Origin of the sequence: Desulfosporosinus sp. SYSU MS00001, assembly GCF_049943955.1 — a bacterium.
Lineage (GTDB): Bacteria > Bacillota > Desulfitobacteriia > Desulfitobacteriales > Desulfitobacteriaceae > Desulfosporosinus.
In genome coordinates this window covers 19105-31870 of the sequence record NZ_JBNFTW010000003.1, presented here as the reverse complement: position 1 = coordinate 31870, position 12766 = coordinate 19105, and the positions used below count along the sequence as shown (strand labels likewise).

Annotated in this window: 15 protein-coding genes; 5 read left to right on the top strand and 10 right to left on the bottom strand. The window is 42.2% G+C overall.

The window, feature by feature from the left end; genetic code table 11:
• The first annotated feature begins 373 nt into the window (after window positions 1–373).
• On the top strand, window positions 374–1039 hold the full coding sequence (locus ACPUYX_RS06640; protein WP_426378949.1) for a uracil-DNA glycosylase: 666 nt from the start codon (window positions 374–376) through the stop codon (window positions 1037–1039).
• 124 nt (window positions 1040–1163) lie between these two features.
• Here the strand turns inward: ACPUYX_RS06640 and ACPUYX_RS06635 are convergent, their stop codons facing one another.
• From ACPUYX_RS06635 to ACPUYX_RS06620, 4 genes are all read right to left on the bottom strand, one after another.
• Window positions 1164–1718 carry a chromate transporter gene (locus ACPUYX_RS06635; protein ID WP_426378948.1) on the bottom strand — a complete coding sequence of 185 codons (555 nt, stop codon included), beginning with the start codon at window positions 1716–1718 and terminating at the stop codon, window positions 1164–1166.
• On the bottom strand, window positions 1702–2268 hold the full coding sequence (locus tag ACPUYX_RS06630; RefSeq protein WP_426378947.1) for a chromate transporter: 567 nt from the start codon (window positions 2266–2268) through the stop codon (window positions 1702–1704). Before ACPUYX_RS06630 ends, ACPUYX_RS06635 begins: the two co-directional genes overlap by 17 nt.
• 104 nt (window positions 2269–2372) lie before the next feature.
• Window positions 2373–3080, bottom strand: a complete 708-nt coding sequence (locus tag ACPUYX_RS06625) for a GntR family transcriptional regulator (RefSeq protein ID WP_426378946.1) — start codon at window positions 3078–3080, stop codon at window positions 2373–2375.
• Window positions 3081–3388: 308 nt separating this feature from the next.
• Window positions 3389–3964, bottom strand: coding sequence for a class I SAM-dependent methyltransferase (locus ACPUYX_RS06620; RefSeq protein WP_426378945.1), 576 nt, complete (start codon window positions 3962–3964; stop codon window positions 3389–3391).
• A 236-nt stretch (window positions 3965–4200) separates the two neighbouring features.
• On the opposite strand from ACPUYX_RS06620, the gene ACPUYX_RS06615 reads away from it, so the two are divergent.
• From ACPUYX_RS06615 to ACPUYX_RS06605, 3 genes are all read left to right on the top strand, one after another.
• Window positions 4201–4386: a ferredoxin gene (locus ACPUYX_RS06615; protein WP_426378944.1), complete on the top strand. Its 186-nt coding sequence runs from the start codon at window positions 4201–4203 to the stop codon at window positions 4384–4386.
• Between the two features lie 359 nt (window positions 4387–4745).
• Complete coding sequence (locus ACPUYX_RS06610) at window positions 4746–5036, top strand: PadR family transcriptional regulator (protein WP_426378943.1); 291 nt, start codon at window positions 4746–4748, stop codon at window positions 5034–5036.
• A 65-nt stretch (window positions 5037–5101) separates the two neighbouring features.
• Window positions 5102–6289: an MFS transporter gene (locus ACPUYX_RS06605; protein WP_426378942.1), complete on the top strand. Its 1188-nt coding sequence runs from the start codon at window positions 5102–5104 to the stop codon at window positions 6287–6289.
• A 5-nt stretch (window positions 6290–6294) separates the two neighbouring features.
• On the opposite strand, the gene cbiM is transcribed toward ACPUYX_RS06605, so the two are convergent.
• From cbiM to ACPUYX_RS06580, 5 genes are all read right to left on the bottom strand, one after another.
• The gene (gene cbiM / locus ACPUYX_RS06600; protein ID WP_426378941.1) at window positions 6295–7320 is read right to left on the bottom strand and encodes a cobalt transporter CbiM; all 1026 of its coding nucleotides are present in this window, start codon (window positions 7318–7320) and stop codon (window positions 6295–6297) included.
• Between the two features lie 49 nt (window positions 7321–7369).
• Window positions 7370–8152 (bottom strand): energy-coupling factor ABC transporter ATP-binding protein, encoded by a 783-nt coding sequence (locus tag ACPUYX_RS06595; RefSeq protein ID WP_426378940.1) that lies wholly within the window; start codon window positions 8150–8152, stop codon window positions 7370–7372.
• A 17-nt stretch (window positions 8153–8169) separates the two neighbouring features.
• Complete coding sequence (cbiQ, locus tag ACPUYX_RS06590) at window positions 8170–9105, bottom strand: cobalt ECF transporter T component CbiQ (protein WP_426378939.1); 936 nt, start codon at window positions 9103–9105, stop codon at window positions 8170–8172.
• Between the two features lie 48 nt (window positions 9106–9153).
• Complete coding sequence (locus tag ACPUYX_RS06585; protein ID WP_426378938.1) at window positions 9154–9366, bottom strand: CooT family nickel-binding protein; 213 nt, start codon at window positions 9364–9366, stop codon at window positions 9154–9156.
• Between the two features lie 254 nt (window positions 9367–9620).
• Window positions 9621–10151, bottom strand: coding sequence for a hypothetical protein (locus tag ACPUYX_RS06580; RefSeq protein ID WP_426378937.1), 531 nt, complete (start codon window positions 10149–10151; stop codon window positions 9621–9623).
• 518 nt (window positions 10152–10669) lie between these two features.
• On the opposite strand from ACPUYX_RS06580, the gene ACPUYX_RS06575 reads away from it, so the two are divergent.
• Window positions 10670–11038 (top strand): hypothetical protein, encoded by a 369-nt coding sequence (locus tag ACPUYX_RS06575; RefSeq protein ID WP_426378936.1) that lies wholly within the window; start codon window positions 10670–10672, stop codon window positions 11036–11038.
• Window positions 11039–11167: 129 nt separating this feature from the next.
• Here ACPUYX_RS06575 and ACPUYX_RS06570 read toward each other — a convergent pair whose 3' ends face one another.
• Complete coding sequence (locus ACPUYX_RS06570; protein ID WP_426378935.1) at window positions 11168–12679, bottom strand: PLP-dependent aminotransferase family protein; 1512 nt, start codon at window positions 12677–12679, stop codon at window positions 11168–11170.
• Window positions 12680–12766: the final 87 nt, after the last annotated feature.

Here is a 12766-nt window from a genome sequence, read left to right as displayed (position 1 = left end):
CCTCGTGAGGCAAGAAGCCTCCCACCTCTCCAGTTGGAGTATGAATTGCCGCCTTTCTTTTTGAGATATTCTCATTGATAGAGCCCTAAAATTATAGCAAAATATAATCAGTAATAATAACTACGCAGTTAAGAGTAAATCAATGGAATTAGACAAAGTTAACTCGTTCAGCTAAAGCCGAACATCGAGACTTCGGTGGGGGACTCTACCCCCACCGAAGCAGAATACGGGGGACCCACTCCCACTTAAGAAGTGAAATCTTACGATTGGATCAAAAACTTCACCCTTCTTAGTTAAAGATAATAGCTTTCGTTTGATTTTCTGACACAAGTTTGTGAGAATAAGTATAAGTGAAGAAGAAAGGGGCATCATTATGGCAGTTCAAGCAGATTGGAAACGACTCCTTGAGGATGAGATACAAAAAGATTACTATCTTAAATTACTGGAATGGGTCAAAAACGAATATCGCACAAAACGGGTTTTTCCCAAAAAGGAGGATGTATTTAACGCTTTGGTCTACACCTCTTATAAAAACACTAAGGTCGTGATTTTAGGGCAGGACCCTTATCCCAATATCGGACAAGGAATGGGGCTTAGTTTTTCTGTAAATGTTGGGGTCCCTTTCCCCAAATCCCTACAAAACATTTTTACTGAGCTCCAAACAGACCTCGGATGCACCATGCCTCATCATGGCTCACTCAAGAAGTGGGCAGAGCAAGGAGTTCTGCTCCTTAATACGGCGCTTACCGTAGAAGAAGGGAAACCCAATTCGCATCAAAATAAAGGTTGGGAAATATTCACTGACAGAATTATTTCTTTAGTTAACGAAAAGACGGACCCTGTGGTTTTTATCCTCTGGGGTAACAATGCCCGGTCCAAGAAAAGACTAATAACGAATCCCCGTCACTTAATCATCGAATCTGCTCATCCCAGCCCTTTATCAGCAAGTAGAGGCTTCTTCGGCAGTAAGCCCTTTTCACGAGCTAATAAGTTCCTGGTCTCTCAAGGCAGAGAACCGATTGACTGGCAAATTGATTGATCCTTAAGCATTTTCTCAGACGTAAATAGCTAACACAATGTTATCCGATACCTACAAAAAAAACGTGCGAAGATTGAATCGCACGTTTTTAATGAAATAAATTCAATGTTATGCTTATTGGAACTTAAAATAATAAAATACCAACCACTGCTGTGGCAGCAATAAATGTGAAGGTCCCCACTTTTACTTTTTTCTGGTTGAGTACAAAATATCCGGCTACCGCCATGATAACGGCTTTGAGCATCGTTAAGGACATGAAAGTATGGGTAGTTTGATATAATGGCTTAAGACCAATAATGTAAGCTGCACTGAGAAGGAGACCAAGAACAGCAGGTCGAACTCCCTTCAAAAGAGCGTTTACGTACTTATTCGCTTTAAACTGAGTATAAAATTTAGTAATAATAACTGAGGCAACAAACGAAGGGATACAAAGAGCTATGGTAGCAATTATGGCACCGACGATTCCAGCAACTTTAAAACCGATATAGGACGATGAATCTACGGCGAAAGGTCCCGGTACGACCTGAGCAATGGCGATAACTTTTACATAATCAGCTAATGATACCCAATTATGAGACACCATTTCTGTTTCAAAGAAAGGAATCATGGCGTAGCCGCCGCCAAAGCTAATTGCCCCAATTTTTAGAAATACAAGAAACAAATCAATGAACGTTGTCATGTTGCTTTTCCTCCTTCTTTAAAAAGTAAATATTCTTGGCAAAGCCCAGTGCCGCAAGAAGTAAAAGAACAAGAACAACGTTAATATTCGTAAAGAGCATTAGGGCAGCAGAGAGAAGTGCTAAAATTACATCAGAATAATGTTTAACCGCTGTTTTCCAGGTTTTCTTAACGGAATTGAGGATTAAAGCAGTAACACCCAGAAGAATCCCTATAAAGGCCTTATGAACAATAGGATTATCGGTAAATCCCCAAATTACAAAAGTCAGAAGCAGAATCAGCAAGAACGTTGGCAGGCAGGACGTGATTGTAGCAACCGCTGCTCCCAGGAGACCCTTCTTTCGATAGCCAATCATCGTCGCTGAATTGACGAAAATAATCCCAGGCAAAGTTTGTGAAATAGCCATGATATCGGTCAATTCATCATTGGTAACCCATTGTTTTAGTTCAACTACTTCTTTTTGTAATATGGCAATGACAGCATAGCCCCCGCCAAAAGCCAGACAGCCTATTTTAAAGAAGGTAATAAACATCTCTAAATATATTCCCATACTATCTCTCCTGCCTTATGAATTTTTCCTTAGAATAAAATTGCTTATACAAGCATACCCTATTTTTTATCTCAATATTTTGGTATACGGTATACCAAAACAACTCAAAAGGAATTTATCGTTATATTTGATTCGTGATCTTCCTTAAAGGCCATCTCGAGAAAAGCCTTATTGGAATTTTGCACATGATGCTTTGCCGCAATTTCAGCTCTCGAACTATCATGATCACGTAATGCTTCTATGATTTCATTGTGCTCCTGCCACACTTCTTCCGGACGCCCCGGTTTAGAGTAGGCAACTTGGGTGAATTTTGTTATATATTCTTTAAACGTACTAAATAAGTTATATAATCTCGGACTCTCCGCGGCCCGATAGACGATTTCGTGGAAAGTATCATTTAATTGATTCGATTTTTGAATGTTTCCCTTCCTCTGTTCATCGGAGATCTGCTGAGCAAGCATTGCTAAACGCTCTACCTCTTTGGGCTTAATTTTTGTCGCTGCGATACTGCCCATCAACGCTTCTAAAGAGGCTCGGATAAGGAAAATTTCAATAATATCGGCCTTCGTAAATTCGGAAACTACAACTCCTTTCCGTGGAATATGAGTGACTAACTTCTCTAATTCAAGCTTGCGGATTGCTTCGCGCACAGGAGTTCTGCTAACTCCCAGTTGTTCGGCAATGTTCCGCTCTACTAGTCTCTCCCCTGGTTCCAGTTTCTTCTCAAGGATGGCATTCCTCAGAATGGAAAACACTGAATCCCGGATATTGCCCATATCATTAAATTTAATGGGTGGAAATCGATAGTCCATTGCTTTGTCCCCTTAGAATAAATCTTCATCTGAAATCCATTATAAGTCTACTATACATTAAAGGCAAGAGAAAAATGGTATACCGTATCCCAAAAAAATCGGCTCTATCCATTGCGGTATAAGACTTTTTCCCAATCGCAAGGCTCCAAATTCTAAAATAGAGTAATGGTATCTCGTACTATCTTCGGCGGGGGCGGAGTCCATCCTTCAGCCCGATAGAATTTGTTATGGGCTAGGCGCTTTCGGCGAAAGTGTCCACAGGACACTTTCGTTACCGAAGCTCGATGTTCAGCATTTGCTGAATGAGTTCACTTCTTGATAGCCACTAAACCATAAAATGTTTCAGCAAATGACATTTCCTTTAAGAGCTCAAAACTTGCTGTTTGCAGCAAACCTTTAGCATCTTGACTGCTTATTCGATGATCTAGGGGAGGGCCCATTTCCGTTGTTTTCTTCTCCCAATCAATTAGGGCTATTTTACCATCAGTTTTTAATATGCGATACGCCTCGCCGAGAAATCTTTCTTGGTTGTCAATTTCGTGAAGTACATTGACTAAAAGTACAAAACTTACAGATTGATCAGGAAGCTTTAAATCGTATTCTTCGGTCTTGACTGAAACGATATTTGATATACCGGCATCATCTGCTCTTTTTTTCACCTCAGTCAACATTTCTTTGGAAGTGTCCAAAGCAAATACGTTATTGGCTGATTTGATCACCTCGGCCGCTGGAATAGTAAAATATCCTATCCCACACCCAATATCAGCAAGAGTATCATCAGAATTTAGACCTAGTTTTTCTAATGTAAGTTTTGGAGGGAGATTCTGTCGACGCCACTGATCATCAAGCTTTCTTTTGTTTGCAGGATTAAATTTATGTGCCATGGTTTATTCTCCTTAAAAAAGTCCTTTATTGAAATATTGGATTGATTATAACCATTTTCCTCAGCAAGTTCAACTTTAGTTCAATACCTCTTACCCGGCTCAGTCGAAAGTTCAAATCAGCCTCAGCTTTTACCATCTGAGCTAAAATCTATGATTGACTATGAAGGGATTCTCAAGTTATTCTTAGGTAAAATGAAAAGTCAGTCCGATAAGACTACTGAAAGGAGGCAACGTTGATGTATGCTTCTGTAAATTCTGATTGCATTGGATGCGCTTCCTGCGAGTCAATTTGCCCACAGGTTTTCAGAATGAACGGTTTCGGGATTGCCGAAGCCTATTTGAATCCTGTTCCCCAAGAAATTGAAAAATTGGCTAAAGACGCTCTGAACAGCTGTCCTGTGGAAGCAATAACTTTAGAATAATCTCAAAGCCCCCGGTTTTATGGCCGGAGGCTCAAATTTTAGTTCCCATATCTGAATACTTTCCCGTTCCAAGACTCGCCGCCAACTGGATAATCAGTTGTTATTAAGCCGGTGAACTCGTTCAGCTAAATCTGAACATCGGGGCTTCGGTGGTATTGAATCAACTATTTATACTTGACTGTTTGACATCATGTGGTTACATTATATCTATGATACTGTTTTAAACAGCATCCTGGATCTAACAGTATAACATTTACTCTAATTCCAAATTTCCTTTTAAATTGTTTCTGCTAAATACGCAAAATTCAGAGAAATCGGGGTGAATAGCGATTAAACACGGACGACATACTCCAGCCTTTTTGCTTCTCTTCTTAACTGAAGGACCTAGCTATGGAGCGTTACTCTTAGCAAGATTACAGAAAGAGCTTCCTTTTTGTTTTAGTGATAGCTCAAATGTTTACCGCAGCCTGCAGGACATGGAGAGAAACGGTTCCCTGGAAACCTATTGGGAAATAACTGAGAGCGGCCCGCCTCGAAAATGGTACACTATTACGTCTATGGGAAAACAAGAGCTGAGAGAACAAGCCGAAGACATTCGTAAACGACTTGCCAATTTTGAATTCTTTCTATCGCGCTACGAAGATCCGTAACCCAGGGAGTCATGAAAAATAACTTATCCGCCAATATGTACAGCTATTTAGAGAGGAGTCTTTCCATGAGTGAGAATCAAAGAATCCAGTATTCAAAAATCGGCGTACTTTCTTTAGCTCATATGCTAAATGATTTATACAGCAACTATCTTCCCCAAATGCTCCCTTTTCTAGTGGCCCTTAGGCCCGATTTTTCAGCTACACGGGCAGCCATTTTAGTCTCAGCCTTCACGATCACCTCGTCTTTAGTTCAACCACTTTTTGGATATTTTCTTGACCGTCAAGGTAAACGTTGGCTGGTCTATGTTGGAACTCTCTGGATGGGAATTATGCTTAGTTTAACCGGAATAGTCCAGAATTACTTGCTGCTTGTCATTCTTGCCGCCCTGGCCGGGCTTGGCACGGCGGCTTTTCATCCCCAGGCATCTACGATGGTCAATGTTTTAAGCGGCGATCGCAAAGCGGTTCTGCTGTCCGGTTTTGTGGCCTTCGGGAATTTTGGTTTTGCCTTAAGTCCGCTCCTCCTGGTTCCCTTATTTCAAACCTATGGTTTACACGCCACCCTTGTCACTGTGATTCCCGGCATTCTCGTGGCCATTTTGCTGCTGCTCTATGCACCCAAAAACAATGTTCTAGTCGGCTCAAATACTCCGCTTTCTGTCGTTTTACGCTCTCTTAAGTCAGCGGCTCCGGAACTTGCGGCTATTATTGCCGTCATCGCAATTCGATCTCTGGCCTATACAGGGATGTTAACAATCCTCCCCTTGTATTTTAAAGCTGAACATCTATCAAATATTGCCGGAAGCCAACTCGTAACGATTATGCTTGCTTGCGGAGCAGTCGGCGGTGTTATCGGCGGATTTATCTCTGATTATTACGGACGAAAACCTCTGATTGTTGGTTCCCTGGTCCTTTCAACTCCTTTATTCTTTGGCTTTCTCTATACTCAAGGCACGTTAAGCACAATCTTTTTAGGGCTTGCCGGAGCGGCGTTATTGTCTAGCTTTTCGGTAACAGTTGTCGCTGCTCAGGAAGCAATCCCGGAAAATAAAGCCCTGGCCGCAGGACTAACCATGGGATTTGCCGGTGGATTAGGCGGCCTTGCCGTCATACTTATCGGTCGTATTGGTGATACCTGGGGACTAACATCAGCTGTTACCGTTATTTTCCTGCTTCCCATTCTGGCCGGTCTTTTTGGCCTCTTTATGAAAAGCCATCCTGCGGCCCGTACGCAACGCATAGCAGCACGCTAGATCGACTAACTTGTCCGTCCCTGAGACCTGCCCAGGAAACGCTGAACGATTAAAGCAATCATACCAATGACCAACAAGCCGAAAAACGCCGAAAGAAGATAACCGAGAGCTTGTTGCCAAAAGGTGTGGTCGTAGCCTGAAATGCCATAGTCTTTCAGAAAGGCATGGTGCCAGAAATCTCCAAATTTTTGCAAACCGTTGGGAATAAAACCGAACTTTGCTTGCAATTCTTCACCGCCCCATTCACCCCAAGCAGTCCCAGAAGCCAACAATCCTAAAGGAGAGAGTACTGCCAGAACCAGTAAACCGATAATCAATGTTCTATACCTGAAGCTGCCGGCCGATTTTTCCCTATTCGACTTTAGTTGGAGCATTGCCGGATTAGTACGTTGTAAGTATGTAACGACCAAGGCACCAACCAATCCTTCAACCGGACCTGCAATCGTTAAATGAGCAAAAAGCATAGCCGGTACAGCAACGTTCAAACCATAGGGACTATACAGCGGAGTGCCATTGGCAGTATGAAAGAGCAAGGGCTGTAAACCAAATTCGATCCCGGCGCAAAGAGCTGCAGCTGATAGACCGACATACCCTGCTATGGCCGCTCCAATCCAATGGCGCTTCGATGAAACAACGCTTTTTCCCGCAACGAGCCGGTAAATACCATAGCTGACAAAGGGCAGCACAACAGCCATATTCACGATATTGGCCCCTAAAGCCAAAATCCCGCCGTCTCCGAAAAAGAGAGCCTGAATAATTAAAGCAATGGAAATACTGATCATTGCGGCCCAAGGGCCAAGCAGAATCGCCAAGAGACTCCCTCCGACTGCATGGGCCGTTGTTCCATCAGGAATGGGGATATTAAACATCATAATTGTAAACGAGAAAGCCGCTCCGATGGAAAGCATGGGAACATATTTGGCACGCAGAGTATGAGCCGTTTTATAGGCCGCTCCTGCCGCAGCAATCACACTGGCAATACCTAAAAGGGCATCGGTTTGTGGACTTAGATATCCGTCCGGAATGTGCATAAAAAATTCCTCCTCCCACGATTAAGTCAGGTGTTCGTTCCTCTTAACATTAACCATGCTGCCGACTGCCACCCAAATGAAAATGAGACCGTTCATGGATCAAGTTTACCTCCAACAATAGTTGACGATTCGAGAGCACTTGAAGCGGTGCACCATCCGCAGCAATTGTGTGATCCTCCCGAAAAATAATGACACGCTGGGCTAATTCTTCAACAATTGATAGATCATGGGTTGCCATAATGACCGTCTTGCCGGCTGCTTGCAGCGCCTGAAGAAACTCAACCAGCCAGAATTGGGTGCGAGGGTCAAGGCCGTTCGTCGGTTCATCCAGAAATAATACCTCCGGATTAACCGTGAGAACACAGGCCAGAGCAACCTTTTTCTTTTCACCTCCACTCAGTTTATAAGGAGCCCGGTCTAAGAGATTACCAATACCAACCAATTGAGCAATGTCTGCAACTCTTTCTTCTACAGTTTCTTTGGATAACCCGGCCTGCAAGGGAGCAAAAGCCAGTTCATCCCGCACAGTGGCTGAAAAAAGCTGAGCGTCCGAGTTTTGAAATACAAAACCTACCTTTTGTCTAAAATCCTGCAAAAACTTAGGATCACGAAAGGCGTCTTCGGTCAGCTCCTTTCCAAAGGCCAAAATTTGACCTCCCTCAGGATGGATAAGGCCACAAAGCATTTTGAGCAAGGTGGATTTACCACTTCCATTGGCCCCCAAAATTACTAAGCCTTCACCTTCCTTAATACTTAAGGAAATCCCAGAAAGCACGGGATAACCGGGAAGATATGAGTAAGTTACATCAAGAATATCGAAAATCTTGTCCAAACAGAGATCTCCTTTCATCAGCCCATGACTTTGTTGGCAACAATTAAGATAAGTCCCGCTAAGACAACCAGAGACAAAACTAGAACATCTGACCAACACAGGCTAGAACCTTTTAGGAGGCGTATTTCTCCGGAATAACCGCGTGCAGTCATGGCCCAATAGACCTCTTCACTCATTTTCAGCGACTTGCCAAACAATCCTCCCACTGCTGAAGCTATGAATCGCCGCTCTTCTTTAGGGGCCGATTGACCAGCGTCACGGGCCTTTCGAGCAAGAAACATTTCTTCCATGGCGCTTACTAAAACAAAAATATAACGATAGGTCATCTCAAGGGTCATAATGAAAATTTTGGGAACAAAGAAGGTACGTAAGGCACGCAAAAAGTCCATCCAGCGGGTGCTCAGCGTAAGTACCACTGCTAAAGAAACAGAAATTCCCACCCTGCTGATCAGCATTATCCCTCCCCACAATCCTTGCCTGGTAACTGCCAAAACCGAAGGGAACGATAAATAACCCAGGTAAAGAGAGTGATGGAAGTCAGCGATAACCCATAGCGGGTCACCGGGTCGAACCCAGTTAAAGATTGAAGGCAGTACCATAATCCCTGTAAACAATGGTATGACCAGCCATACCCTAGCAACCACTTGACGCAGAGGGAGTTTAGATAACATCGCTATGGCCAGTAAAACTAAGTAAAAGCCCCATAATAGAGAAAAGTGGGCACATAAGTTAACAATAATCAAAAGATATATAAGGGAGATCACTTTGATTCGCGCGTCCAATCTTTGTAGGAATCCCGGCCGCCGGGCAATTTCCTCAGAAAAAACCGCATCTTGAATAATCTTGACTATGTCTCGCAGTGTTTTCTCAATAAAGTTTCCTTTCCGTCTGCCACCGCAACCGCAGCGACATAACGCAGGACTTGCTTCGCTTAACCAGTTAGGCAGTTCCATTTCGGTTAGCCCCCTTCGCTAATGTCGCTGAGCTTTCTCTCTTTTTCCTCAGTCCGAATCATGCTTAAACCCGGCAGTCTCTTCCAAGACGATTCGGTGATTAAGCAGCGTCATGTCTTTGATCCTAGCCTTAACAAACTTTTGTCGTCCGAAAATATCCACCAACTTTAAGCCATCTTCATAAGGTTCAATAACATCAACCGCTTCCATAAACAAGACCTCTTGACCATTACTGTTAAAGTACGCATTAGCTTCGCACATTGTTTATCCTCCTCTTCAAATAAAAAAGACCATAGAGCGACCCTATATGGGTCAGACCTCCATGGTCTTATATTAGTATTAAAATATAGTTAGTTAATAATAATGTAGCTGAATAATTACATCAACGCGAGCCTTCTAGCCAGCTATTCGGTTATTATTTCGATATATTCGCTGTGTTCGGAGCAAATACCTTCTTTACTTATAATAATTTTTCAATTTTTTACCGATTAACCGTTCGACTATTACTCTTCACTCTACTCATCAATCATCAAGCTGCTTAATTTCCATTCGTTATTGACCAATGAATACGTTACATTTAGAGTATATATCCTGTCATCATATTTGTTACCTGAAATATACCCCGCATCATAGATCTCATAGGTTGCATTAAAAGTATTTCCAGTCCTCGAATAGACTCTTTGCCTTAAGTTCATCATACGGTCTGGAATAATAAATTCGTAATCACCGGAGCTTAATTTCGCAATCAATTTGTGGTTCTCAATGCGCATTGAGGAATCAAGGTACTTTTCTGCCGTTGTGTAATCTCCCTTAATAAGGGATGTTAAAATCAAATGAAGGTTATTATCCAAATTATTTCTTAAGTTGTATAGCTCCTCCTGCTGTTTAACTTTATTATTTGCGGTATCAACTTGTTGTTTTAGCGATTGTATCTGTGTTTTAAGCTGAGAATTTTCCTTAGCCAATTCAGAACTCTGAGTACTGCATCCCAGCAAAAAAAGGATACATATCAGTATGGAGCCCACTAGTTTAGCTTTACGAGCCATTCCTTATCCCTCCTTGTTATTAATTGTTATTAATTGTTATTAATTGTGCTATTTATCATTTACGTCCTTCCCTTTACTCTAGACCATACTACAAAGAGTTTGGGCATCAAAAGGTGCTATTTTACACAATTCCTTATTATGTATTTCCCATGCGAAGATAATCAGGGTTTCTCATGATAAAAATAATCGAAACGCTCATTTTAAAAGTGAACTCGTTCAGCTGAAGCTGAACATCTGGACTCTCCCTCCACCGAAGCGAGGTATGGAACCACTCCGACTTGTAAAAGTGGGAGTTCTACAATTGGATAAACTCAAATCGGTTAAAAATTTTCTCTTTTAAAAAAGCTATCTTATTTCTATAATAAGAGTGAATCATATATATGAGAAAATATCAATAGGTAAATGGTCAATATCAGCGTCACATAGATTGAGAAGAATCTTATCACTTTGTTTTTTGTTTGTCCGCAGCCAGCTCTAAACTATATTAATTCAAGAACCACAGAAAGGTGTTGAAGAAAGTGCCAAAGCCAGAACGTTCCAGGTATTGTATCTTTTATCCCGGCAAGGAAGGAAATCTTATCATTCGCGAAGATATAGGCGTTGATGATCTGGGCAAAATCTTTAAGGAGGTCGAAGCAGTATCCCAAGAGAATGAATTATTTGCCTTTAACATGAAGGGGATTTCTCAGCTTTCAGATATTGACGATTCTCCAGAAAAGACCTTCATCCTGATCACCATTAAAAATGATGAGTTAACTGCCTACACAGAAATGAGGCGAGCAGAAGCTGAGGAATTAATCGCCGGCGCTCAGCACTATTACCTCATCGACGATATCTATGTCGTCAGTGATACTGCTCTTCGACAATTCCTCAAAGAAAAAAAGTAGGCCGATTCTGCTGCCAAAGCCAATAACCGTAATCTTTGGTTATTGGCTTTAATGTATCTGGGATGATATTATTCTATTTTCATGTTTTTACAAGGTAAAACTTGCAGTTTGCAGCTCAGGGATGATCTATTAAATAATCGGCCATAACGAACTCGGCAGTACATCGCTTTCTTTATTCCTTTTTGATATCTGGGCTAAAGTTTTGGCCAAGCGTTGTACGCTTTCAAGCAGAATAGCTTCATTGTGACTCGTAAAACAGAGGCGAAACTCATTATCATTAGTGGGCACCGTATAGAAAGCTTGGCCAGGTACAAAAGAAATTCGATGTTTGGCAGCTTCTTGCAGAAGTTGATGGGAAGTGGCCTCATGCTTTAACTTACACCAAAAATAAAAACCGCCCTCAGGTACACTAAATTCAATATCGTTTGCACACAAACGCCGGAGAGCCGTAGCCATCGTATCCCGGCGTTTTTTATACTCCCTGCGCACCATGGTCAGATGTTGAGCAAGCTTCCCTTCATTTAAAAACATCGTCAAAAGCCATTGGGCTATATTGTTTGAATGAAGGTCAACTAACTGTTTTTCCAAGGCCAGCCGGTTGATTAAAACAGGCGGACCCACAAGATACCCTATACGTAAACCAGGAAATAAAGTTTTCGAAAAAGTCCCCAGATAAACGACTCCTCCATAGGAATCCAGAACTTTTAAAGCCCGAGGAGGCTGCTCACCGTAAAACAAATCGCTATAGGGATCGTCTTCAACGATAACAAGACGATAACGTTTTGCTAGTTGTATTAAATCTTTACGCTCTTGTTCAGACAAAACCCTGCCGGTCGGGTTTTGATAAGTAGGTATAAGATATAACAATTTTGGCCGATAGCGAATCAGAAAGTCCTCCAATAACTCGAATGAAAACTTTCCTGTGCAGGGCAGACTTAAAACCCTTGCTCCTGCAGCCTGAAAAGCCTGAATAGCACCAATAAACGTTGGTACTTCCATCACCACATAATCGCCGGGCTCTAACAACACTTTGCTAAGCAAATATAATCCTTCTTGGGACCCTGAGAGGGCAATTACATTCTCCTTCGAGGCAAATATGCCCCTCTCGCTCAACATAGTGGTGATTGCCTTTCTAAAGGGGTCGTAACCTTCTATAGGAATATGTCCAAAATCGGAAGGTGGAGTCCTTCCAATATTGCCGTTAAACAACTCGGCAAAGGCATCCATCGGATAAAAGGCCGGATCAGGCATGCCCGGGGCTAAAGATATCGAACCTGGAGCAGGAGCAGCAACTATTTTCCTTAAAATTGAGGCCAAAGGGTTCTGGGGAAAGGCAGTAAACAATTGAGGCCAGGGCACTTCGGAGACCAGCTCCCCCTCGCCTTCTTCTGCCACATAAGTCCCGCTGCCCACTTTTGTCCAGACCAATCCCTCTTGCTCCAACTTGCGATAGGCATTGATCGCAGTTGTGCGGCTTACGTCAAAAAGATCAGCTAATTCTCTCTCAGGGGGAAGTTTAGTACCCGGAGGAAGGATTTGCTTTTGGATTTTGTCTGCAATCACTAAAGCAATTTGCAAATAGAGCGGCCGCTTATCCGAAGTATTCAGCTCTGAGCTATTTAGGTAATTGGATATGTCCATTTTCTGTTTCTCCTTATTTAATATCCAATTTTTATCTTATATCATTAATTGGATATTTACAATGCTTTGTCTGCTCGTTAATATTTA

Bases quoted from the DNA above. Each gene is read 5' to 3' on its own strand.
- ACPUYX_RS06615 (WP_426378944.1), top strand. From the start codon at position 4,201: ATGTATGCTTCTGTAAATTCTGATTGCATTGGATGCGCTTCCTGCGAG.
- cbiM (WP_426378941.1), bottom strand. From the start codon at position 7,320: ATGCACATTCCGGACGGATATCTAAGTCCACAAACCGATGCCCTTTTA.
- ACPUYX_RS06570 (WP_426378935.1), bottom strand. From the start codon at position 12,679: ATGGACATATCCAATTACCTAAATAGCTCAGAGCTGAATACTTCGGAT.
- ACPUYX_RS06635 (WP_426378948.1), bottom strand. From the start codon at position 1,718: ATGACAACGTTCATTGATTTGTTTCTTGTATTTCTAAAAATTGGGGCA.
- ACPUYX_RS06580 (WP_426378937.1), bottom strand. From the start codon at position 10,151: ATGGCTCGTAAAGCTAAACTAGTGGGCTCCATACTGATATGTATCCTT.
- ACPUYX_RS06605 (WP_426378942.1), top strand. From the start codon at position 5,102: ATGAGTGAGAATCAAAGAATCCAGTATTCAAAAATCGGCGTACTTTCT.
- ACPUYX_RS06585 (WP_426378938.1), bottom strand. From the start codon at position 9,366: ATGTGCGAAGCTAATGCGTACTTTAACAGTAATGGTCAAGAGGTCTTG.
- ACPUYX_RS06625 (WP_426378946.1), bottom strand. From the start codon at position 3,080: ATGGACTATCGATTTCCACCCATTAAATTTAATGATATGGGCAATATC.
- cbiQ (WP_426378939.1), bottom strand. From the start codon at position 9,105: ATGGAACTGCCTAACTGGTTAAGCGAAGCAAGTCCTGCGTTATGTCGC.
- ACPUYX_RS06630 (WP_426378947.1), bottom strand. From the start codon at position 2,268: ATGGGAATATATTTAGAGATGTTTATTACCTTCTTTAAAATAGGCTGT.
- ACPUYX_RS06640 (WP_426378949.1), top strand. From the start codon at position 374: ATGGCAGTTCAAGCAGATTGGAAACGACTCCTTGAGGATGAGATACAA.
- ACPUYX_RS06620 (WP_426378945.1), bottom strand. From the start codon at position 3,964: ATGGCACATAAATTTAATCCTGCAAACAAAAGAAAGCTTGATGATCAG.